At 63.4% G+C, this 20,492-nt stretch carries 21 protein-coding genes, 2 tRNA genes and 1 riboswitch; of the genes, 11 read left to right on the top strand and 12 right to left on the bottom strand.

The features are described 5' to 3' along the window. Positions 1-36 precede the first annotated feature (36 nt). Positions 37-1,266, top strand: coding sequence for a 2,3-bisphosphoglycerate-independent phosphoglycerate mutase (locus tag MRUB_RS02365; RefSeq protein WP_013012762.1), 1,230 nt, complete (start codon positions 37-39; stop codon positions 1,264-1,266). A 60-nt stretch (positions 1,267-1,326) separates the two neighbouring features. On the opposite strand, the gene MRUB_RS02360 is transcribed toward MRUB_RS02365, so the two are convergent. Beyond that, entirely contained in the window at positions 1,327-1,821 is a 495-nt protein-coding gene (locus MRUB_RS02360) for a CarD family transcriptional regulator (RefSeq protein WP_013012761.1), read from the bottom strand. After that, positions 1,818-2,381 (bottom strand): TetR/AcrR family transcriptional regulator, encoded by a 564-nt coding sequence (locus MRUB_RS02355; protein ID WP_036198252.1) that lies wholly within the window; start codon positions 2,379-2,381, stop codon positions 1,818-1,820. Before MRUB_RS02355 ends, MRUB_RS02360 begins: the two co-directional genes overlap by 4 nt. 243 nt (positions 2,382-2,624) lie before the next feature. Between MRUB_RS02355 and MRUB_RS02350 the strand changes: the two genes are divergently transcribed. From MRUB_RS02350 to MRUB_RS02340, 3 genes are read left to right on the top strand one after another with little or no spacing between them, the layout of a single operon-like run. Next, complete coding sequence (locus MRUB_RS02350; RefSeq protein ID WP_013012759.1) at positions 2,625-3,146, top strand: metal-binding protein; 522 nt, start codon at positions 2,625-2,627, stop codon at positions 3,144-3,146. Positions 3,147-3,160: 14 nt separating this feature from the next. Continuing rightward, positions 3,161-3,661, top strand: coding sequence for a cupin domain-containing protein (locus MRUB_RS02345; RefSeq protein WP_013012758.1), 501 nt, complete (start codon positions 3,161-3,163; stop codon positions 3,659-3,661). 29 nt (positions 3,662-3,690) lie between these two features. Beyond that, complete coding sequence (locus MRUB_RS02340; protein WP_013012757.1) at positions 3,691-4,836, top strand: MFS transporter; 1,146 nt, start codon at positions 3,691-3,693, stop codon at positions 4,834-4,836. A gap of 48 nt (positions 4,837-4,884) precedes the next feature. Here the strand turns inward: MRUB_RS02340 and MRUB_RS02335 are convergent, their stop codons facing one another. Further along, positions 4,885-5,352 carry an Hsp20/alpha crystallin family protein gene (locus MRUB_RS02335; protein WP_013012756.1) on the bottom strand — a complete coding sequence of 156 codons (468 nt, stop codon included), beginning with the start codon at positions 5,350-5,352 and terminating at the stop codon, positions 4,885-4,887. Between the two features lie 158 nt (positions 5,353-5,510). Here MRUB_RS02335 and MRUB_RS02330 point away from each other — a divergent pair, with 158 nt between their 5' ends. The 3 genes from MRUB_RS02330 to MRUB_RS02320 are packed head-to-tail and all read left to right on the top strand — an operon-like array spanning position 5,511 to position 8,552. Continuing rightward, positions 5,511-6,650 carry a COG1470 family protein gene (locus MRUB_RS02330; RefSeq protein WP_013012755.1) on the top strand — a complete coding sequence of 380 codons (1,140 nt, stop codon included), beginning with the start codon at positions 5,511-5,513 and terminating at the stop codon, positions 6,648-6,650. An 8-nt stretch (positions 6,651-6,658) separates the two neighbouring features. After that, on the top strand, positions 6,659-7,588 hold the full coding sequence (locus MRUB_RS02325) for an ABC transporter ATP-binding protein (RefSeq protein ID WP_013012754.1): 930 nt from the start codon (positions 6,659-6,661) through the stop codon (positions 7,586-7,588). Then, positions 7,578-8,552: an ABC transporter permease gene (locus tag MRUB_RS02320; RefSeq protein WP_013012753.1), complete on the top strand. Its 975-nt coding sequence runs from the start codon at positions 7,578-7,580 to the stop codon at positions 8,550-8,552. The genes MRUB_RS02325 and MRUB_RS02320 overlap by 11 nt, the downstream gene beginning before the upstream one ends. A 35-nt stretch (positions 8,553-8,587) precedes the next feature. On the opposite strand, the gene MRUB_RS02315 is transcribed toward MRUB_RS02320, so the two are convergent. From MRUB_RS02315 to ispD, 4 genes are all read right to left on the bottom strand, one after another. Continuing rightward, on the bottom strand, positions 8,588-10,117 hold the full coding sequence (locus MRUB_RS02315) for an ABC transporter permease (protein WP_013012752.1): 1,530 nt from the start codon (positions 10,115-10,117) through the stop codon (positions 8,588-8,590). Positions 10,118-10,130: 13 nt separating this feature from the next. After that, a complete protein-coding gene (locus MRUB_RS02310) occupies positions 10,131-11,213 on the bottom strand; it encodes a thiamine ABC transporter substrate-binding protein (RefSeq protein WP_013012751.1) in 1,083 nt (360 codons plus the stop codon). A 24-nt stretch (positions 11,214-11,237) separates the two neighbouring features. Next, a riboswitch (TPP riboswitch) is annotated at positions 11,238-11,334 on the bottom strand. 35 nt (positions 11,335-11,369) lie between these two features. After that, on the bottom strand, positions 11,370-12,197 hold the full coding sequence (gene ispE / locus MRUB_RS02305; protein WP_013012750.1) for a 4-(cytidine 5'-diphospho)-2-C-methyl-D-erythritol kinase: 828 nt from the start codon (positions 12,195-12,197) through the stop codon (positions 11,370-11,372). Beyond that, complete coding sequence (gene ispD, locus MRUB_RS02300; RefSeq protein ID WP_013012749.1) at positions 12,185-12,817, bottom strand: 2-C-methyl-D-erythritol 4-phosphate cytidylyltransferase; 633 nt, start codon at positions 12,815-12,817, stop codon at positions 12,185-12,187. The genes ispE and ispD overlap by 13 nt, the downstream gene beginning before the upstream one ends. 75 nt (positions 12,818-12,892) lie before the next feature. On the opposite strand from ispD, the gene MRUB_RS02295 reads away from it, so the two are divergent. Further along, positions 12,893-13,669: an undecaprenyl-diphosphate phosphatase gene (locus MRUB_RS02295; protein WP_013012748.1), complete on the top strand. Its 777-nt coding sequence runs from the start codon at positions 12,893-12,895 to the stop codon at positions 13,667-13,669. Here MRUB_RS02295 and MRUB_RS02290 read toward each other — a convergent pair. From MRUB_RS02290 to MRUB_RS02280, 3 genes are all read right to left on the bottom strand, one after another. Further along, positions 13,666-14,256: a UbiX family flavin prenyltransferase gene (locus MRUB_RS02290; RefSeq protein WP_013012747.1), complete on the bottom strand. Its 591-nt coding sequence runs from the start codon at positions 14,254-14,256 to the stop codon at positions 13,666-13,668. The genes MRUB_RS02295 and MRUB_RS02290 overlap by 4 nt on opposite strands. 91 nt (positions 14,257-14,347) lie before the next feature. Continuing rightward, positions 14,348-15,724, bottom strand: a complete 1,377-nt coding sequence (locus MRUB_RS02285; protein WP_013012746.1) for an alanine/glycine:cation symporter family protein — start codon at positions 15,722-15,724, stop codon at positions 14,348-14,350. A 14-nt stretch (positions 15,725-15,738) separates the two neighbouring features. Continuing rightward, positions 15,739-16,524, bottom strand: a complete 786-nt coding sequence (locus MRUB_RS02280; protein ID WP_013012745.1) for a DUF4388 domain-containing protein — start codon at positions 16,522-16,524, stop codon at positions 15,739-15,741. Between the two features lie 161 nt (positions 16,525-16,685). Here MRUB_RS02280 and MRUB_RS02275 point away from each other — a divergent pair, with 161 nt between their 5' ends. After that, positions 16,686-17,552 (top strand): cell division protein FtsX, encoded by an 867-nt coding sequence (locus MRUB_RS02275; protein ID WP_013012744.1) that lies wholly within the window; start codon positions 16,686-16,688, stop codon positions 17,550-17,552. Next, positions 17,549-18,877, top strand: coding sequence for a murein hydrolase activator EnvC family protein (locus MRUB_RS02270; RefSeq protein ID WP_013012743.1), 1,329 nt, complete (start codon positions 17,549-17,551; stop codon positions 18,875-18,877). The genes MRUB_RS02275 and MRUB_RS02270 overlap by 4 nt, the downstream gene beginning before the upstream one ends. A gap of 64 nt (positions 18,878-18,941) precedes the next feature. Here the strand turns inward: MRUB_RS02270 and MRUB_RS02265 are convergent. Then, positions 18,942-19,018 (bottom strand) — tRNA-Ile (locus MRUB_RS02265). A gap of 119 nt (positions 19,019-19,137) precedes the next feature. Between MRUB_RS02265 and MRUB_RS02260 the strand changes: the two genes are divergently transcribed. Beyond that, positions 19,138-19,214: transfer RNA gene (locus MRUB_RS02260), tRNA-Pro, on the top strand. 181 nt (positions 19,215-19,395) lie between these two features. Here the strand turns inward: MRUB_RS02260 and MRUB_RS02255 are convergent. Continuing rightward, a complete protein-coding gene (locus MRUB_RS02255) occupies positions 19,396-20,460 on the bottom strand; it encodes an IS4 family transposase (protein WP_013012742.1) in 1,065 nt (354 codons plus the stop codon). Positions 20,461-20,492: the final 32 nt, after the last annotated feature.

Below are 20,492 nucleotides of genomic sequence, written 5' to 3'. Positions count from 1 at the left end.
TCTATCGCACAGCTACTCCCTCGGTAGAATGGGCGCATGGACATGCTCCCCATCCTCACAGAGCTATCGCAAAAAACCCCCACCAAGATTCTCCTGGTTGTGCTGGACGGCGTAGGCGGCCTGCCCCAGACCCCCGGCGGCCCCACCGAGCTGGCCGCAGCGCATACCCCCAACCTGGATGCCCTGGCACAGAAGAGCGCCCTGGGGCTCCTGACCCCGGTCTACCCCGGTCTGGCCCCCGGTTCCGGCCCCGGCCACCTCTCGCTCTTTGGCTACGACCCCTTCAAGTACCTGGTGGGGCGCGGGGCGCTCTCGGCCATCGGGATTGGGGCCGACTTCAAAGACGGCGACGTGGCGGTGCGCGGCAACTTTGCCACCCTGGATGCCGCCGGGCTGGTCAAGGATCGCCGGGCAGGCCGCCCCAGCGACGCGGAGAATGTGCGTGTGGTGAACAGACTGAAAACCGCCATCCGCGAGATTAACGGCGTCCAGGTAACCTTCTACACCGAGAGCGAGCATCGCTTTGTGGTGATTTTGCGTGGGGAAGGGCTGGGCGACAAGGTAAGCGACACCGACCCCCAGAAAACCGGTGTGGCCCCGCTGCAAGCCCAGGCCCTCGAGGCCGGCGACACCGCCAGCGCCAAAACCGCCAGCGTGCTCAACACCCTTACCACCCGCATCCAGGAGGTATTGCGAGACGAGCCGCAGATCAACGGGGCGCTCTTCCGGGGCATCTCCGAAAAGCCCAGGTTCCCCGGCATGGCCCAGGTTTACAAGCTAAACGCGGCCTGTGTGGCCAGCTACCCCATGTACAAAGGCGTAGCCAGCCTGGTGGGCATGGAGGTGCTGCCGGTGGAAGGGGTGGAAGACGCTCCAGAGGGCAAGGTAAAGGCCCTACAGGAAAACTGGGCCAAGTACGATTTCTTCTATCTGCACTTCAAGAAAACCGACAGCACCGGCGAGGACGGTAATTTTGAAGAAAAAGTGCATAAGGTCGAGCTTTTTGACCACCTGTTGCCCGAGCTGCTGGCCCTGAAGCCCGATGTGCTGGCCATCACCGGCGACCACTCCACCCCTTCGGTTTTGAAAGCCCACTCCTGGCACCCGGTGCCGCTGTTGCTCTATGGCCCCTACCTCCGCAACGACGCCGCCCAGCGCTTCACCGAGGACGAGGCCGCCAGAGGCAGCCTGGGCCACCTGCGTGGGGTGGAGCTGATGCCCTTGCTGCTAGCCCATGCCGGCAAGCTGCAAAAGTACGGCGCCTAGTGCTGTTAAGATCAATCGGTAGGGCCGGCCGGCCCTACCGATTGGCGTTGTTTTGCTTTTTTAGTTTAGGCTCTCGCCCACGGCTTCTTCGAAGAGCTTGCGGGCTTCGTCGAGGGTGATCTCGAGCACCTGCGAAATTTCCTCTGCCAGAAGGTGCATGGCCCGGCGAAGGGCTTGACGGTCGAGATCGGGCAGGCCCTTTTCAAGTTCCCAGGCCCGGAGTTGACCGGCCAGGGTGGCAATGCGGAAAGGGTCGCCATCGGCCAGGATCTCGGTGGTCTTGCGGTGGCGGGCAGCCCACTGACGGGGCAGGGGCAGTCGGCCTTCTTGTAGCAAGGCTAGAATCTCGTTTACCTGATCCGGCGACAAGGCCCGACGCAAACGGGTGGTTTGCGGCGCTTCTACGGGCACATAAGCCTTCGAGCGGGTTCCAGGGAAATCAACTTGATAATAGGCTCTGTCCGAGCCAGCCACCGAACGCTGGGCGATCCCCGCCACCACTCCTACACCATACGGCGGCAAAACAACCTTGTCTCCTGGACGGTATTCGCTCACAACGCCACTCCTTTCAGTAGTACCTCGAGCAGGTGCTCGAGGTAGGCTTCCCGTGGAAACTCGAGCTGGGGATTACAGGCCAGGGCCGCAATGCTGGCGGCGGTCAGGCAGGTGTCGAGTTCAGACCGCACCTCCCCCCTGGCTTTACCTTCCTGCACCAGCCTCTCCAGCAAGCGCTGGTAGTGCTCGTGCATACCCCTGAGCCAGCCTGTGGTGTCCTCAGGCTGGGCCTCTCGGGCTACAGCCGCCCACAAACCGCGCCACTCCTCCACCCAGTCCACCCGAAGTCGCAGCACCTCGGCCAGGCGCTCACGAAAGGGGCCACCGCGGCTCACCACTTCCTCCACCTTGCGGTAGTAGGTAAAGGTGTGGTGTTCCACCAGCGCCTTGAGCAGGTCTTGTTTATCTTGGAAGTAGAGATAAACCGTGCCTTTGCCGACCTCGGCTTCCCGGGCTACCTCCTCGACTTTGAGCCCCGACAACCCCCGATCCCTCAACACTCGGATGGTTGCCTCGAGGATTGCTTCGCGTTTGGGGGCAGTCCGAGCCTCCACGGTCACGGCTACAAAGTCTACCAGAACCCCGAAGGCTAAAGATGAGACCGGTTTTTCCAGGCAGCCGTTTGTGTTTTTAAACCTGTTCAAAACAGCATTTTTCTAGATTTTCCAGATTTCGCCATTTGCTATATTGGTGCAAAATTTCTGATAAAAACAAATTTATCGCCGCTCTACCCGGGATGCCGCTCCAGGGTCAATTGGGAATCAAGAGCCCCTCTTATTCCCCCAAACACGTAAACTACAGCCGTGCCTTCGGGTCGCGTTCACGAAGCCATCAATCTCAGCGTCTTAGGACTGGCCACAGCCGCCTACTGGGTCTATCGGCAAGACCTCGAGGTTCCCCAGCCGGTGGCGGTGGCCTTTATGGGCAGCTACCTGCTAGGAACCTTCCTCATCACCCCCGACCTAGATCTGGCTGAGCAACAGGTGCGGGCCAAGGGGCGCTGGGGCTGGATGGGCTGGCTCTGGGTGCCCTATGGCTGGATGTTTACCCATCGGGGTCTTTCGCACACCTGGGTGGTGGGCCCCCTAACCCGGATTCTGTACCTGGGCGCAATGGGCGTGCTGGTGTACTGGTTCTTCACCACCCTCTCGAGCTACCTGGGGCTGAACATCCACCTGCAACCCCACTTCAAGGCCCCACCCCAGGAGGTTATCTGGGCACTGGTTCTGGGGTATTATGCCTCGCAATGGTTGCATCTCATTGCCGACGGCATCTGGCCTGATAGCGGTCGGATCTTTGCAAACAGGCGCCGTCGCCAGCGGTGAACCGGAGGCTGCTCATGTATAGCGCTAAATTCTGGGTGGAGCACCTTGGCCTGCAACCCCATCTCGAGGGTGGCTTCTATCGCCAGACCTACGTATCCAGCGAGCTTATCGCGCAGCCTCACCTACCCCCCCGTTTTGACGGCCCGCGGACTTTTTCCACGGCCATCTACTTTTTGCTCGAACACCCCGATTTTTCGGCCTTTCACCGGCTCAAAAGCGACGAAGTCTGGCATTTCTACAGCGGCGCTCCCCTGACCCTGTGGCTCATCTCACCCCAAGGCACGCTTTCGTCGCTATCCCTGGGCCCTGATCCCAGCAAAGGGCACCGCTTCCAGGCGACGGTTCCTGCCGGCTGCTGGTTGGCCGCCAGCCTGGACACCCCTGGAAGCTATGCGCTGGTAGGCTGCACCATGGCCCCCGGCTTCGAGTTCGCCGACCTCGAGCTGGCCCAACGCGGAGCCCTGGTACAGCAATTTCCGCAACACCGCCCCCTCATCGAACGGCTGACCCGCTAAGAGACGATGCGTCAAGAAAGGAACACCCGTTGAGTACCGCAGCCCCCAATCAACTCGCTCCGGCTCGGAAGGCCATCTATGTAACTTTTTTTATATGCGGTCTGGTGCTGGCCGCCTGGGTTTCACGCATTCCGGCCATCAAGCAGCAGCTAGGCCTGAACGCCGGCGAGCTGGGCCTGGTGCTGATGGGAGGCCCCATCGGACTGGTGCTGGCCATGCCCCTAACCGGCTGGCTGATCGCGCGCTGGGGCAGCCGACCGGTGCTGGCCTGGGCCGCCATGAGCAACTGCGCCGCGCTACCCCTGCTGGCCCTGGCCCCCAACGGCTGGGCGCTGGGCCTGGCTCTGTTTGTATTTGGCTTCGCCAACGCGGCCATGGACATCGCCATGAACGCCCAGGCCGTGGAGGTTGAAAAACGCTACACCCGGCCCATTATGTCCAGTTTCCATGCGCTGTTTAGCCTGGGGGGCCTGGTAGGGGCCGCCCTGGGAGGGGCCGCCGCAGCGGGCGGACTGGCACCGCTGCCCTTCTTTGCCTGGACGGCCCTGGTCACGGGGCTGCTGATGCTGGCGGCCACTCGATACCTGCTCGAGGTTCGACCAGCCGCGAGCGGGCCGCGCTTTGTCTGGCCTCGAGGGGTGCTGCTGGGCCTGGGCTTGATCGTGTTCTGCACCGGCCTGGGCGAGGGGGCTGTGGCCGACTGGAGCGCGGTATTCATGAAGCACGAGATGGGCACCAGCGAGGCCGTGGCCGCGCTGGCCTTCTCGGCGTTTTCGGTGGCCATGGTGGTGGGCCGCCTGAGCGGCGACGCCCTCATACATCGGTTTGGGCCGGTGGCGATGGCTCGAGCCGGTGGCCTGCTGGCCGCCAGCGGTTTCATAACCACGCTTGTTACCAACCGCCCCGAGGTCGCCATGCTGGGCTTTGTGCTGATCGGGCTGGGTTACTGCACCTTGTTTCCCCTGGTGTTCAGCGCCGCCGGCAGGGTGCCGGGGGTGCAGCCCGGGGTGGCGCTGGCTTCGGTGGCAACGCTGGGCTACCTGGGGTTTTTGAGCGGGCCGCCCCTGATCGGCCTGGTGGCCCAGGTGACCTCGCTGCGGGTATCTTTTATGGCGGTAGCGGGGCTGGCCGTGCTGATTTCTCTGCTCGCCGGGCTCCTGCAAGTTAAAAAATGACACAGCTCCATGAGCTATGGAGCTGCGCTTTGAGAAAAGCCGGCTTGCTTAGGCCGCGCTGATGGCGATCTTGCGCACGCGGGCCTGCTCCACCTTGGGCAGGGTCAGGCGCAGGAGGCCATCGGTGATGGTGGCCTGAATCTTGTCCACCTCCACCGAGGCGGGTAGGGTCAGGCTCTGCACGAAGCTGCCGCGCGGCAGACCCCGCGACCAGTAGCGGCGCTCATCGCTGCCCTGGGCCTCTGGGTAAGTACCCCGGATGGTCAGCCGGTTGCCTTCCAGGCGTACCTCGAGGTCGTCTTTGCGCAGGCCCGGCACCGCCATCTCCAGCACCAGGCTGTCCCCAGTCTCGTAAAGATCGTAGGGGTAGACACCAGCGGGCCATGCGCTGCCCAGGGATGTCGTCACCTCGTTCCAGAGCCGGTCGAACTCATGGAAGAAGTCGTTTACGCTCGAGAGATTCCAGCTCCGCAGAGGCATCGTCTGAACAGGTACGTTCCGAACAATGTCCAGCATACTGAAACCTCCTTTCGTAGGGCTTTGTTATCAGATTCCCTACAGTCGCTTATTATAAAAGTTGAGCATAATATTGTCAAGTATCGTTATGCTTTTAATGTACATTTCATCTTTCTTTTCTAGATTCACAGGTGAAAAACTTCGTGCGGAGGTGAAGCATGCCACGCCTACTTGCGCTCTTGCTGCTGATGATGAGCCTGGGCCTGGCCCAGGGGTTCCGTGGTCTGGCCCTGTACACGCCCTACCCCTCGCAAAGCGTGCGGTTGGGTGAAACCATCAGCCTACCCATCACCCTCAAGGGCTACAACCTGCCGCCCCAGACCGTGCAGGTGCGGGTCGCCGAGCTGGCCCCGGGCTGGAAGGCCAGCCTGCTGGGCGGGGGCCGGGTGGTGGGCGCGGTGTATGTGCTGCCCGATGGAGAGCAGAGCCTTTCCCTGCGGCTTGAACCGCCGCAAAACGTGCGAGCCGGCACCTACCGCTTCCGGCTGGTGGCCGAGGGCAGCGGGGTACGGGCCGAGCTCCCCATTGCCCTCACGCTGGGCCAGGTGCTGCCCAAGCGGCTATCCCTCGAGACCGAGCTCCCCGTGCTCAAAGGCACCCCCACCGCCAGCTTCCGCTACCGGGTTACCCTTCGAAACGAGAGCGACCAGGATTTGCTGGTCAACCTCGAGGCCGACGCCCCCGAGAACTTCCGGGTGAGCTTCAGCACCGCCTTTGGCGGCCAGGAGATCAACAGCCTGCCCTTAAAAGCCGGGGAAAGCCGCGATCTGGAGGTTCAGGTCACCCCCCCCAGGCAGGTGGAGGCCAAAGTTTATGCCGTTACCCTGCGGGCCCTGGCCGGGGAGGCCAAGGCCGAGCTGGCCGTGAACCTGGATATCACCGGCCAGGTCGAGCTGAGCCTCTCCACGCCGGAGGAGCGGCTCTCAGGGCGGGCCTATGCCGGGCGTGAGAACCCCATCAAGCTGGTAGTCAAGAACAACGGCAGCGCCCCGGCAGAGAACCTCGAGCTTTCCGCCAGCGAGCCTTCGGGCTGGGAGGTCAGGTTTGAGCCCGACAAGATCGAGCGGCTGGCCCCAGGGGCCGAGTCGGAGGTTACCGCCCGCATCAAGCCCTCCTCCCGGGCCGTTGCAGGCGACTACATGCTGACCCTACGGGCCAGCGCCGAAGGAGCCCAGGCCTCGGCCGATTACCGGGTGACCGTGCAGACCTCCACCCTGTGGGGGCTGATCGGGGTGGCCCTGATTGCGGTGGCGGTCGGTGCGGTGGGGTTCGCGGTCTCACGCTTTGGGCGGCGCTAGGAGGGCCCATGGTCATCGAGACCCAAGGCCTAACCAAACGCTACGGCAGGGTGGTGGCGGTGGAGGGCCTCGAGCTCCGCATCGAGGCAGGCGAGGTGTATGGCCTGCTGGGCCCCAACGGCTCCGGCAAAACCACCACCATCCTGATGCTCCTGGGCCTCACCGAGCCCAGCGCGGGCCAGGTGCGGGTGCTGGGCCTCGACCCGGCGCGCGAACCGCTCTCGCTCAAGCGGCAGGTGGGCTACCTGCCCGACTCGGTGGGGTTTTATGGCGAGATGAGCGCCTGGGAGAACCTCTCCTACATCGCCCGGCTCAACGGGCTGCCCCCTGCCCTGGCCAAGGCCCGCATGGAGCGGGTGCTGGAGCGCATGGGGCTGACCGAGGTGGCCCACCGCCCGGTGGGTGCTTTTTCGCGGGGTATGCGCCAGCGCCTGGGACTGGCCGAGGTGCTGCTTAAAGAGCCCAAGGTGGTGATCCTGGACGAGCCCACCCTGGGCCTGGACCCCGAGGCCGCCCAGGAATTCCTGCAGATTATCCGCAGCCTTAAGTCCGAGGGCATTACGGTGCTGCTCTCCTCGCACCTGCTGCACCAGGTGCAGGCCATCTGCGACCGGGTGGGGCTGTTCCACAAGGGAAAACTGGTGCTGGAGGGACGGGTGGAGGAGCTGGCCCAGCGGGTTCTGGGGGGTGCCTACCGCATCCGCCTCGAGGCCACCCCCCTAAACGGCCTGGCCGAGCGGCTTCAGGCCCTGCCCGAGGTGAGCCGGGTGCAGGCCGAGGGGCAGGGGCTGCGGCTGGAAGCCACCCAGGACATCCGCCCCCAGGTGGCTAAAGCCGTGCTCGAGGCCGGGGCTGCCCTCCAGAGCCTGGTGCTGGAGCAGCCCAGTCTGGACGAGGTGTACGCCCGCTATTTCCAGGAGGTGCGCCATGCAGCATAGCTCTACCTCGCGTCGCCGTGAAGGCTCGCCCTGGACGGGGCTGTGGGCAGTTTTCTTCAAGGAGATGGCCGACCACCTGAGCAGCACCCGGATGCGCATCCTGGAGGTGCTCATCCTGCTCTCGGCGGTGGGGGCGGTCTATGCCGGGGCCCAGACCCTGCGCCAGACCATCAGCGAAGACCCCTTCCTCCTGCTGCGGGTTTTTACTGCGGCCCAGGATCCGCTGCCCTCGTTTGTGGCCTTCCTGAGCTTTTTTTTGCCCCTGGCCGCCATTGCCCTGGGTTTTGATGCCATCAACGGTGAGTACAGCCGCAACACCCTTTCGCGCATCCTGGCCCAGCCCATCTACCGCGATGCCCTGCTGTGGGGCAAGTTTTTAGCCGGGCTGGCTACTATAGCCCTGATCCTGCTGGCCCTGTTTTTGCTGGTGGTGGGGCTGAGCCTGATCTTCCTGGGCGTACCCCCCAGCAGCGAGGAGGTCGCGCGGGCGTTGCTCTTCTTGCTGGCCACCCTGGCCTATACCGGGGTCTGGCTGGGGATTGCCCTGGTCACCTCGGTGCTCTTCCGCAGCGCCGCCACCTCGGCGCTGGCGGCCATTGCGGTCTGGCTCTTCTTCGCGCTGTTCTGGGGCATCATTGCCCAGTTGCTGGCCCAGGCTGTGGCCCCTTTCGACCCCTTCAACCCCGAGAGCGAGCTGCGCCAGACCGAGGCCCTGCTGGCTTTCTCACGCCTTTCGCCCAACACCCTGTACGCCGAGGCCATTCAGGCCCTGCTCAACCCTGGGGTGCGCAGCCTGGGGCCGGTGCTCATCAGCCAGCTCGAGGGGGCCTTGCTGGGCTCACCCCTTCCCCTGGGGCAGAGCTTCCTCCTGGCCTGGCCGCAGCTTACGGGCCTGATCGCCCTCACCATAGGGCTCTTCGCCGTGGCCTACGTGCTCTTCCAGCGGCGGGAGGTGCGGGCTTAGCCCCGCGCAGTCAATAGCGTTTTCTTGGGGAAGAATCAGCGCTCCCAGGTGCCCTTCTGCAACCCCAGGAGCAAAACCGTGCACAGCGCCATCAGCGCCACCGCCAGCACCACCGCCTCGTAAAAGGGGGTGGCCCCAGGCCGGCCCAGGCGCTCGTAGATGGCCAGGGACAGGGTGGCCCATTCCGGGCGTTGCAGGGTGAGGGTGGCCCCAAACTCCCCCAGGATGGCCGCCAGGGCCAGGGCCAGGCCGGCGGTGGTCGAGGGGCGAACCAGGGGCCATTCCACCCCTATAAACCGCCGCCAGGGTGAGGCCCCCAACACCCGGGCGGCCTCGAGCACCCCCTGGGGCAGCCCCTGCAGGGCCGGCAACAGGGTGCGGGTGAGCAAGGGGTAGCTGAGCAGGATGTAGGCCCCTATCAAAAGCCAGATGGAGCCCCTAAGCCCGGGGTAGACCAGCAGGTAGCCCAGGCCCAGGGCCACCGGTGAGACCATCAGGGGCAGCAGGCCCAGCCCATCCAGCCAGCGGGCCCCCCGCCAGACTGCATAGGCGTACAAAAAACCCACGGGCAGCACCCCCAGCAGGGCCACCCCGGCAAAGGCCAGGGTGTTTTGCAAGGCCAGCAGGCCTGGGGTAAAGTCGGGGTTGCGCCACACCGATAGCCAGGCCCCAGGACGCTCCAGTGCCCGCCATACCAGCGCCAGCAAGGGACTATACAGCAGCAAAAAAACCCCAGCCACACCGATGGCCAGAGCCAAAGCGCGGCCCCTCATGAGGGGTAGAGGGGCTTCGGCGCCCTCGAGCCCCACCACCCACCCCGTCTGCAAGCGCAGGTACAACCACAGCACCAGGCCGGTCACCACGAGCTGCATCAGTACCAGTGCGCTGGCTTCCGGGAAGGCCAGGCGCTGGGCCAGGGCCTGATAGGTGGCTACCTCGAGCGTGGCCCACCCCGGCCCTCCCAGCAGCAGGGGCACACCAAAACTGGTAAAGCTAAACAAGAACACCAGGCTTCCGCCGGACAGCAGGGCCGGGGTCAAAAGGGGTATCCCCACCCGCAGGTAGGCCCGTATGGGGCTGGCCCCCAGGGTGCGGGCTGCCTGCAGGGGGGTGCTCAGCATGGGCAGCAGGGCCACCAAGGGGCGCAAAACCAGGCCCAGGTTATAGAGCAGGCTGGCCCAGAACAGAATCCAGGGGGTGTCGTACAGGTTGATGCCCAGCAGACCCCGGGGGCCCACCAGACTTAAAAAACCCATGGCCACCACCAGGGTGGGCAGCACAAAGGGCACCACTGAGAAGGCCAGCCAGAAGTCCCGGCCCGGGAAGCGGTAGCGAAAAGCGTAGGCCAGGGGCAGGGCCATCCCAATACAAAGCAAGGAGGAACCCAGGCCATAGGCCAGGCTCCAGAGCAGCCTCGAGCGGTAGTAGGGATCTCCCAGCGTGGCGATAAACCCCTCGGTCAGGCCCAGGGCCACAATGCGCCCCAAAGGGTACAGCAGCGCCAGGGCCAGGAACACCAGCACCGGCAGGGCCAGCCAGGAGGCGGCGCGGGAGGCCTTTGCCATACCCGCAGCCAACCTAACGCCGCGCCTTTACCGCCTGTGCCGTCTGCCCTTGCACCACCACCTGCGTCCACTCACGAATCCAGCGCTCGCGGTTGTTTGCGATCTGCTGAGGCGTCAGGCGGGCTGGCTCAGGGGGCACCTGGGCAAAGCGGAAGACCTCCGGCAGCCTGGCATCCTGCCGGGCCGGATAGACCCACATCTGGGTGGGGATGTTCTCTTGTACGGGCTTAGAAACCAGCCAGTCCACAAAGCGCTGGGCCGCCCGCAGATTGCGCGTACCCTTCAAAATGCCCACATACTCCACCTGGAAAAACGAGCTACGGGGCAAGAAGAGGTTGGCCGTGGGGGGTTCGGTGGGCTTGGGCTGGGCCTCGCTGTAGTACAGTTCGGCGGCCGGGCTGGTGCTGTACGAGACCACCAGCGGGCGGTCGCCGCCGGCCCGGGTGAAGTGGGTGTAATAGGCCTCGCTCCAGCCGCTCACCACCCGCACCCCGTTCTTGCGCAGGTTTTCCCAGAAGTCCAGGTAACCATCCTCCCCAAAAGCCGCCACGGTGGCCAGCAGGAAAGCCAGCCCCGGCGAGCTGGTAGCCGGGTTCTGCACCACCAACAGCCCGGCAAATTCCGGCAATGCCAGGTCGGCGAAGCGCTGGGGCAGGGGCTTGTCCTTGAAGAAATCCCGGTCGTAGTTAAGGGCCACATAGCCAAAGTCCACCGGCGTGGCCCGGAAGGTCTGGTCAATCCGGAGTTCAGGGCGCAGGTTGGCCAGCTCCGGCGAGCGGTACGGCTGGAGGATATCAGCCTCGAGGGCGCGCGAGAGCATGGTGTTATCGAAGCCGTAGATCACATCAGCAATGGGGGCGCCTTTGCTCAGAATGGCTTTGTTGAGCATCTCGCCGGCATCGCCGCCCTTCAGAAAGCGAACCCGAATACCGCTCTCCCGCTCGAAGCGGGCAACCAGGTTCTTGTCGAGGCTCCAGCTATCGTGGGTCAGGACGGTCAGGGTGGTTTGTTGCGCCCGTGCGGGCCATAGCCCAAACGTCAGCAGTAGCAGCGCACCTAACCCAACCAACCATCCAGCTTTTGGGGTTCTGTACATAAAAAAATCCCTCCATGTCATCGGGAGGGTTCCGCGTCATGCTCCCTACGGCGGTACAAACCGCATCAGGTTCAAAGGGTGTTTCTCAGCCTGGGCTGCCCAGGCACCCCCGATGACGCCCGGATAATACGGCTTACACCATCAAATGTACAGCGCTTAGCTTACGGTCTCGGTAGCGACCACCCAGAACCCAGGGTGCTTATCCCGCAGCACCCCAGCCAGATACCCGGCCTCGGCCCCATCACGGGCCAGCCCAAACAGGGTAGAACCCGAGCCCGACATCAGCACGCCCCTGAGCCCCAGGCGGTACAGCTCTTGTTTGAGGGCCTCGAGGTAGGGGTGCAGGCGAAATACGGAGCGCTCGAGCGTATTCCAGTAAGGGGGCTCCTCCCCCACCTGTATGGCTTCCACCACCCCCGCCACATCCAGTTCGGGCTGCCACATCTCGGGTGTAAGGCCCTTGTAGGCCTCAGCCGCCGAAACCGCAATGCCCGGGTTCACCAGCACCAGCGCAGCCCGGATGGGCGGCAGGGGGGTCAGTCGTTCACCCACCCCCCGCCCTTCGGCCAGGCCCGGCCCCAGGAAAAAGGGCACGTCGGCCCCCAGCCCAAGGGCCAGCCCCGGCAGCTCGAGGGCGGATGGATAGAGCTGGGATAAAGCCCGCAGCACCGCCGCCGCATCGGAGGAACCCCCACCCAGCCCCGCGGCCAGGGGCAGGTTCTTTTCCAGTACCACCCGCACCCCACCGGGCCAGCCAGCAGCCGTCAGGTAAGCCTGCGCCGCCTTGTATACCAGGTTGTTGGTATCAGCGGGCAGGCCCCTGCCCCACACCTCCAGCTCAATTCCCTCGGGAATGGCCTCCACCCAGAGGCGGTCGCCCACCCGCAGGGCTGCAAACAGGGTGTGCAATTCGTGGTAGCCGTCGGGGCGGCGGCCCAGCACCGAAAGACCCAGGTTCACCTTGGCCGGGGCTAGCAGTTCCATACCTGCGCCAACCCTTCTGCCAGAATCAGGTCTTCGGGATAGGTCACCTTGAACATCCGACGGTCGCCCTCCACCAGCACCACCGGATGACCCAACCAGCGAACCAACTGCGCATCATCGGTAAATTCGATCCCGGCCGCCCGGGCCTGCTGGTGGGCCTGCCATAGCAGCTCGCGGCGGAAGCCCTGGGGGGTCTGCACCAGCCGGTGGTGCTCGCGAGCGATCACCTCTCCGTAGCGCCCGGCCTCTTCCCGCACCAGGGTGTCGGGCACCGACACCACCAGGCTGGCTGCGCCTGTAGCCCGGACGGCCTCCAGCAGCCGCTCCACCGCCGACCGTACCACGAAGGGCCGGGCCACATCGTGCACCAAGACCACCTCGCCGGTGGCTGCCTGCACCAGATTAAACACGCTCTGTTGGCGGGTTTGTCCGCCTGGAACGGTTTTCAGGCCATCCATCCGAAAACCCGGGGGGAGGGCCACCACCACCTCATCGGCCCAGGCAAAACCCTCGAGGGCCCATTCCAGCAGGGTTTTCCCACCCACCCGCAAAAAAGCCTTGGGCCCCCGCCCGATTCGTTCGCCCGAACCGGCCGCCGGCAACAGCACCGAAACCTTCATGCTGGGAATCGTACCCCAAAAAATAGCCACCCCGCTGTCTGCCAGGCTTCATCTAGGCGTGATATCCTCTTGGGCGTGACCATTTTTGAAGCGCTCATCCTGGGCATTCTGGAGGGTTTAACCGAGTTCCTGCCCATCTCCTCCACCGGCCACCTTACCCTAGCCGCTCACCTGCTCCAGCTCGATATCGAAAACGATCCTTTTATCAAAAGCTTCATCGTGGTTATCCAGCTAGGAGCCATTCTGGCTGTTTTAGCCCTGTACTTTCAGCGTTTTCTGCGGGATATAGAGGTTTGGAAGCGCATTATTGTGGCCTTTATTCCCACTGGCATTCTGGGTTTTTTACTGGCCGATGTGATTGAGAACGTGTTCCTGGGTAACGACCTAATTGTGGTGATTAATCTGGTTGGCGTGGGCATTCTTTTGCTGTTCGTGGATCGCTGGCTGCAACACCATAAGCGCTACGACGATGTCAATCAAATGCCTGTGCCGCACGCCGTTTTGATCGGTCTGTCGCAAGCCCTCGCCATGATGCCAGGGGTCTCGCGCAGCGGGGCTACCATCGTGGGGGGTATGGCCCTGGGGCTATCCCGTCGGGCCGCCGCCGAGTTCTCCTTCATCCTGGCCGTGCCCACCATGCTCTCGGCCACCGGGTTCTCCCTGGTGCGCCACATGGATCAGTTCCGCGCCGATAGCTGGGGTCTGCTGGTCGTGGGTTTTCTGGCCGCTTTCATATCGGCTTTGCTTACGGTGCGCTGGCTCCTGGACTTCGTAAGCCGCAACAGCTTTGTACCCTTCGCCATCTACCGCATTCTGATCGGGGTGGTGTACGGGGTGTTTTTCCTGCGCTAGTCGAGCTCGAGCTCCTGTAACTCGCCCCAGCGCGGCGCCCTGGAGTACTCAAGCCCCAACAGATCCAAAATGCGCTGGGTCATAAAAGCCAGCAGATCCTCGATGGTTTGGGGCTTGTGGTAGAAGCCGGGGGCAGCCGGCAGTATGGTGGCCCCGGCCAGGGTGGCTTTGACCATGGCCTCGAGGCTCGGCAAAGGCAGCGGGGCCTCGCGCGGCACCAGCACCAGGGGGCGGCGCTCCTTGAGGGTCACATAGGCCGCCCGGGTCAGGAGGTTGTCGGCCAGACCGTAGGCCACCTTAGCCAGGGTGGTCGCACTGCACGGCACAATCACCATACCCAGGGTACGAAAGCTCCCCGAGGCAATGGGGGCCCCCAGGTCGCTGCTGCGGTGCACCACATGGGCCAGGGCCTCCACAGCCTCGAGGCTCAGCCCCGCCTCCTCCGCCAGCACCCGCTTGGCCCCCTGGCTCATCACCAGGTGGACTTCCAACCCCCCCACCCGTCGCAGGGTTTGCAGCAGATCCAGGGCGTAGGGCATCCCCGAAGCGCCCGAAAGCCCCACCACCAGTCGCTTGGGTACGCTCATGCGCCAAGTGTACAGGCAAGCCTGCGCGGCGAATGCAACCCTGGGTGAAAACCAGCTTGCCCACTAGGCCGGCGATCACCGGGTTTGCGCCCTAGTCTTCCTCCGGCGGCTGCCAGGGCATTCCGCTGAAGAACTCCCGCACCAGCCGGCCCACCAGCCCCCCCAGGGCCAGCAGGGCCACCAGGTTGGGGATGGCCATCAAACCGTTGAGGGTATCGGCCACGCTGGTCAGGGCCGCCAGACCCCCCATCGGCCCCACAAATGCAAACGTCACAAAGGTTAGGCGGTAAGGCCAGCGGATGCCCTCGCCAAACAGATAGGCCGCGCCTTCTTCACCGTAAAACCCCCAGGAAACCATGGTTCCCAGGGCAAAAACCGCCAGCATCAGGCCCAGCATGGCCACCCCCAGCGGGTGCTCGGCGAACAAAGCACGGGCCGCTTCCACCCGGTCGCCGCCCAAAAAGCGTTGCCAGAGCCCGCTGGCGATAAAGGTCAGGGCCATCAGGGTGGTCACGGTTAGGCTTAAGAGCATCTCCGTAAGGCCCCAGAAACCCTGCCGCACCGGGTGATCGACCTGGGCCTGTGCATGGGCAATGGCAGCCGAGCCCAGGCCGGCTTCATTGGCAAAGATGCCCCGCCCCACCCCTGCTTTTAGAATCTCGGCCAGGCCCAGCGAGACCGCCGCCCCCGCAGCCCCCCCGGCGGCCGCTTGAAAGCTTAAGGCCGAGGAAAACACCAGCGCCAGGGCCGCGGGCAGGCTCTCGAGGTGGATGACAATAAGGGGCAGAATCGCCAGCAAAAACAACACCAGCTTGAGGGGCACGATCATCTGGGCGAAGCGCGCCACCGAACGGATGCCGCCGGCCAGCAAAATTCCCACCAGCAGCGCAACCAGCAGGCCGGTAACCGCTGGCGGCACGTTGAATTCCTGCGCCAGGGCCGCCCCCACCGCCCCAGACTGGGAAAGGTTGCCGATTCCAAAGGCAGCAATAGCGGTAAAGAGGGCAAACAAAGCCGCCAGCCAGGCCATCCGTCGGCCCAGGCCATAGCGGATATACACCATAGGGCCACCCAACACCGAGCCATCGGTGTACTGGCGTCGAAAGTGCACCGCCAGAACCGCCTCGGAAAACTTGGTGGCCATGCCCACCAGGTAGGCCACCCACATCCACAGCACCGCACCGGGGCCCCCCAGCACCACTGCACCCACCATGCCGATGATGTGCCCGGTTCCGATGGTGGCCGACATAGCCACCATCGCAGCCTGGAAGGGCGTGATCTGGCCTCCAAAGCTCAGGAAGCGCTCTCGAATAGCCCCCAGCGTTTCACGGAGCGCCACCCCCAGCCGCAGCAACTGCGGAAAGCCGGTGCGCAAGGAGAGGTATAGCCCCACCAGGATGAACACCAGCATCATCCATTCGCCGTAGACCGCTCGATTGACGTAGTCGTTAAGCGTGAGTATATCCATAAGCTGCCTTCGTTCTACCTGGCCTCCGGCCAGACTTCCACCAATACGCCCCGGCTGAGGCGCAGTTGGCGCAGATCACGCTCGAACAACCCAACCCGGCCCTGCATGTTGATGCGGGGTTGCGGGCGCAGGGTGGCTTCCTGGTTTTTAGTGCGCAAGCGCAACACAAAGCCCTCCCCTACCAGGCCCTGCCAGCGCGCAAACAGCTCCTCGTCGATGGCGGCCACCCCCTGCCCCCCACCATACAGAGTGAGCACCACCAAAGGCTCCGGCTCAATTACCAGGTGGTTCCGGGCCTCGAGCAAGCCCAACCGCAGCAGTTTGCTGAGCACCTGAGCGGCCTCGAGGGGCGAAAGCCGCTCGTTCATCAAGGCCTGGGCCAGGCTTTTCCCCTGTACCTGGGCCAAAACGCTGGCCTCGAGGGGGCTGAGCTGGGTTGGCCCCTGAATCGAGCAGGCTTGAAGCGTCAGCGTCCAGTTATCGGGCAGGCTGACCTCGTTCCAGGCTTCAAACTGATGCACAATGAGCTGGTGGGTCTCGAGGCCAGGCTCAATGCTGCGCTCACGGGTATTCTGCTCAGAATCGAAGCAAAACGGCGCCGATTTGAGGCCAGCCAGCAGCTCCAAGGCCTCTAAACCCCGCAGCCTACCGGCCTCGGCGTGTACCGGGTGCCCGCCCTCGAGGTAGATACTGCCCACAAAACTGGGGTGCTCGATGCGTAAAACCCCACCCCTGGCCGCCCCCATTAGGGTCTCCAAGAGCCGCAAAAGGGGGAACTCTGCCAGGTCTCCACTTAGCACATTCCGGCCTCCTGTAGCTACAAAAACCGCCCGCGGTCGTACAACAAGCCTATTCTACACAGTAAACCATCGTGGTTTGGTGCAAACCCCTATCGGCCCAGCAACCTGTAAGCAAACACTTAGCAGCAATTCACCCACCCACAGCCCCCAGCCGATACACTATGGTCGTGTACGCCCTTTCCCAGGCCCTGCGGTCGTTGCGCCAACACCTCACCAGCACCCTAGCCACCTTCTTTACCGCCTTGGTGTCGTTTTCACTCCTGTTCTTGCTGGGTTTGTTGCTGTGGAACCTGGATCGGGTGGTGGCCTCCCTCGAGCGCGAGCTGGAGGTGGCCGCCTTCCTCAAACCCGAGGCTCGGGTAGATGCCCTGCTCGAGCAGATCAAAACCTGGCCGGAGGTCAGCGAGGCCCGGCTGCAAACCAAGGAAGAAGCCCTCGCCACCTTGCAGTTGGATTACCCCTACCTGGCCCAGGCCCGCGAGTTTATCCAAAACCCTCTTCCCGACACGATTCGCATCAAATTAAACAACGCCCAGGCGGTGCGTGAGGTGGGGCGAAGGGTGGCCCGCTTGGAAGGCGTCGATAGCGTGGAGTACGGCGGTGCGCTCACCGAGCAGTTGGTTCGCGTGCTGGCGGGCTTGCGGGTAGCGGTCAATATACTGGTGGTTTTACTTTTGCTGGATACGCTTTTTAGCGTAATGGGCACCATTCGGCTATCCATCGAAAACCGCCGCGAGGAGCTGCGGGTCATGCAGTTGGTGGGGGCCACCCGCCGCTTCATCCAGGGGCCCTTTGTGGCTGAGGGAACCCTGCTGACCCTGGCCGCCGGCCTGGTGGCGTTGGGGCTGGGGACGGTTTCCTATCGCTTTCTGGCAGAGGCCCTGCAAAACCTGCTGCCTTTTGTACCCGTACTGGCCGATAGCGACCTGGCTCGAGCCGCCCTGGCCATGCTAGTACTGGCGGTATTGCTGGGGGCCACCGGGGCCTATCTGGCCAGCCGGGCCCACCTGCGGGAGACCGATTTATGAGGCAAGCCCAAAGGCCCTACCCAACCAGACTGCCGGCCCTGTGCTTCCGCTATGGTGCTGGAGGTATTGCCACACTCTTGTGGCTTACAGGCATTTTGCTGATTCTCCCACCCTGGGCCCTCGGGCAGAGCAGCCTGAACCAGCTCCAGCAGCAGGCCGAGCAAAACCGGCGGCTCCTTCAGTTACAACAGCAGCGCATCGAGCAGCTCAACCGCGACCTGGCCAACCTCGATGCAGCCACCAAGCAGCAGATTCAGGAATTGCGCCGCCTAGAGGCCGAGATGACCCGCCTCGAGCGCGAGCGGGCCGAGCTCACCCGCCAGATCACCCTGCTGGAAAGCCAGAAGCAGCAAGCCGAGACCCGCATAGCCAGCCTGCAAAAAGAGCTCGAGGGACTCCGCGAGCGGCTTTCGGCCTTATTGCAGAGCCTGCACCGCGAGCGGGCCGGGCGCTATCTGCCCCTCTTGCGAGCCGAATCGTTCACCGACTTATCGGTGCGGAGCCGGTGGGTGGGGGTGTTGGGGCAGCACCAAACCGACCTGATGGAGCGCATCAAAACCACCGTACGCCAGCTAGATGAAGAACGGGTGCGGCTCGAGCTGCTCGTCAATACCCTCAGCGAACGCCGGGCCGAACGGCAGCAGCGCATCACTGCCCTGGCACAGAACCGACAGACGGTGCAGCTCACCCTGGCCAACCTGCGACGGCAGCAGGCCGGGCGGCAGATTATCCTGCGCGAAACCCTGCAGGCCCAGGCCCAGCTACGGGCCGAGTTGCAGGTATTGCAGGGCCGCATTGCCGCCGAACTGCGCCGCCTCGCCGAAGAACGCCGCCGTGCCGAGGAGGAGCGCCGCCGCCGGGAGGCCGAGGAACGCCGCCGCCGCGAGCTGCAAGCCCAGCGGGAACGGGAGGCCGCGCTGGTGCTTCCCTCGGTTCCGCGTGAGGTGGTGGGGGCGTTGCAATTTCCCGTCCGCGGTGGCCGTGTCGCCGAGCCCTACGGGTTCCAGGGCAACGACTGGCAAACCCTCCAGGGGAGCCAGGCATCCAGTCCCATCGTAGCCGCCGCCGACGGGGTGGTGATTGATAGCCTGTTCATCGCCAACCTGGGCTACACCCTCACCATTCGCCACTCCGACCAGATGGCCACCCAGTATGTCAACGTGCTCGAGCCCCGCGTCTCGGTAGGCCAGCGGGTAGCCCAGGGCCAGGTGATTGGCTTTACCGGAGGGGGCGTGCTGATCCCCAGCAACCAGATGTGGTTCCGGGTGATTGTAATCGACAACGACGGCAGCTTCCACTACGTAGATCCGTCTCGTTACTACTAGCCCGTCTACCCAGCACAAGGAAGCGGCCCCCCATGGGCTTAGGGGGGCCGCTTCCTCAGGGCTCTGGTGGGCGATCCGGGACTCGAACCCGGGACCTCACGCTTATCAGGCGTGTGCTCTAACCAGCTGAGCTAACCGCCCGCAGCGAGTTATGAGTATAGCGGTGGCCTCGCCAGAGGTCAAGCCGATGTGTTGACGTTTGGGCTTTTGGTGGCTAAACTTGTGGATGCGCCTGAGGCTTTGACTCAGGTACAACCAATCGAGGCGTAGCGCAGCCTGGTAGCGCACACCTTTGGGGTGGGTGTGGTCGGAGGTTCAAATCCTCTCGCCTCGACCAAAAGAAAAGCCGTTCAGGACAAGATTATTGACCCACGTCAAATCAGCCCTGAACGGCTTTCTTTGTATTTGGGGAGTTACCGGGGAGTTACTAAGGCTCAATAGTTCTATGGAATCATTGGGGGCAGATTATGCCTAAGAAACTCAAGCGGGCAAACCGGACAGGGTCGGTCTATTTCGATCTAGGTACACGACAAAAGCCTCACACAAGCGTACAGTTCTGCTTTCCTAGCTTCTGGGGCAAAGAGAAGTTGACGTAGATAGTCAAGCCCATAGCGGAAGGTGGAGTAGAGCTTGCGCGCATGGTTTTTGATGGGGATGGGCTGGGTTTGTAGACGCCATTCACCAACCCTATGCGCCCAGACTAGAGCGATGCTCATCAATGCAACCAGCGACTCAATCCGTTCAGCCCGAGTCAGGTGGGTGGATTCGAAGTCGAAGCCCTGCGATTTGCAAGCCTTGAAGAGGGTCTCGATCTCCCACCGCCGGGCATAGCGGGCAGGGGCCCGCTCCGGCTCCGCCTCAGTAATCAGCAGCAGGTACTCCCCCTTTCGCAAACGACTGCCCATCAGGTAGGTGGGTTGCCCCCACAGTTTGACCGGTTTAGGTAAGGCTTCCCACGCCCCGTAGTCCAGATGTCGGAACAACTGCTGGACGGGTCGGCTGCGGCCCTTGTAGGTTACCCGGTTCCCCGCTTTGATGCGCAGGGTGTAGGGCAGTTGCTGCCAGCGCAGGTAGCGCAGAAAACCGGTACAGGCAAACTCCCGATCCGCACACAGGGACTGGATGCGCTCTTTGGGTAAGAACGTGAGCAGCCGTCGAAGCAAGCCCAGTCGCTCCTGCAGATTACTGCTACCGGCCTTACCCAGGAAGCACCACACCAGGGGGTAGGCTACCCCCTGATGGGCCACTCCAATGAACAGCAGGTTGATGCTGGCCTGACCCAAGGTCCACTCGGTACGATCCAGGCTCAAAACCAGCTTGTGCGCCGGGTCTTGTGGCAAGAGCTTCAAGATCAGCCGTCCGATGACTTCCTGCTGCAACCTGAACTCGGCCAGGAACCTTTGACAGCGACGGTAGTTGGAGGCTATGTGCACCCAGGGGTTCAAGGCCAGGGCGATCTGGGCCAGGTTGACACTCCGGACTCGGATCAAAGCCAGCACAAAGGCCGACAGAAAATCCAGTCTGGCGCGATGCCACTTCAGATGGGGTCGTAGAACTTCGATGAGTTCGCTATGATGATGCATGGGACTACCTCTGGTGGGGCAGTCCCTATTCT

The sequence above is a fragment of the Meiothermus ruber DSM 1279 genome, from assembly GCF_000024425.1.
In the GTDB taxonomy this organism is placed as follows: Bacteria; Deinococcota; Deinococci; order Deinococcales; family Thermaceae; genus Meiothermus; species Meiothermus ruber.
Note: the sequence above shows the minus strand (reverse complement) of the source record. Positions and strands in the feature narration are given on the sequence as shown.

Coding starts and splice junctions, on each gene's coding strand:
- MRUB_RS02365 (WP_013012762.1), top strand. CDS start 37: ATGGACATGCTCCCCATCCTCACAGAGCTATCGCAAAAAACCCCCACC.
- MRUB_RS02345 (WP_013012758.1), top strand. CDS start 3,161: ATGTATAGCGCTAAATTCTGGGTGGAGCACCTTGGCCTGCAACCCCAT.
- MRUB_RS02335 (WP_013012756.1), bottom strand. CDS start 5,352: ATGCTGGACATTGTTCGGAACGTACCTGTTCAGACGATGCCTCTGCGG.
- MRUB_RS02330 (WP_013012755.1), top strand. CDS start 5,511: ATGCCACGCCTACTTGCGCTCTTGCTGCTGATGATGAGCCTGGGCCTG.
- MRUB_RS02325 (WP_013012754.1), top strand. CDS start 6,659: ATGGTCATCGAGACCCAAGGCCTAACCAAACGCTACGGCAGGGTGGTG.
- MRUB_RS02320 (WP_013012753.1), top strand. CDS start 7,578: ATGCAGCATAGCTCTACCTCGCGTCGCCGTGAAGGCTCGCCCTGGACG.
- MRUB_RS02315 (WP_013012752.1), bottom strand. CDS start 10,117: ATGGCAAAGGCCTCCCGCGCCGCCTCCTGGCTGGCCCTGCCGGTGCTG.
- MRUB_RS02310 (WP_013012751.1), bottom strand. CDS start 11,213: ATGTACAGAACCCCAAAAGCTGGATGGTTGGTTGGGTTAGGTGCGCTG.
- ispE (WP_013012750.1), bottom strand. CDS start 12,197: ATGGAACTGCTAGCCCCGGCCAAGGTGAACCTGGGTCTTTCGGTGCTG.
- ispD (WP_013012749.1), bottom strand. CDS start 12,817: ATGAAGGTTTCGGTGCTGTTGCCGGCGGCCGGTTCGGGCGAACGAATC.
- MRUB_RS02290 (WP_013012747.1), bottom strand. CDS start 14,256: ATGAGCGTACCCAAGCGACTGGTGGTGGGGCTTTCGGGCGCTTCGGGG.
- MRUB_RS02285 (WP_013012746.1), bottom strand. CDS start 15,724: ATGGATATACTCACGCTTAACGACTACGTCAATCGAGCGGTCTACGGC.
- MRUB_RS02275 (WP_013012744.1), top strand. CDS start 16,686: ATGGTCGTGTACGCCCTTTCCCAGGCCCTGCGGTCGTTGCGCCAACAC.
- MRUB_RS02270 (WP_013012743.1), top strand. CDS start 17,549: ATGAGGCAAGCCCAAAGGCCCTACCCAACCAGACTGCCGGCCCTGTGC.
- MRUB_RS02255 (WP_013012742.1), bottom strand. CDS start 20,460: ATGCATCATCATAGCGAACTCATCGAAGTTCTACGACCCCATCTGAAG.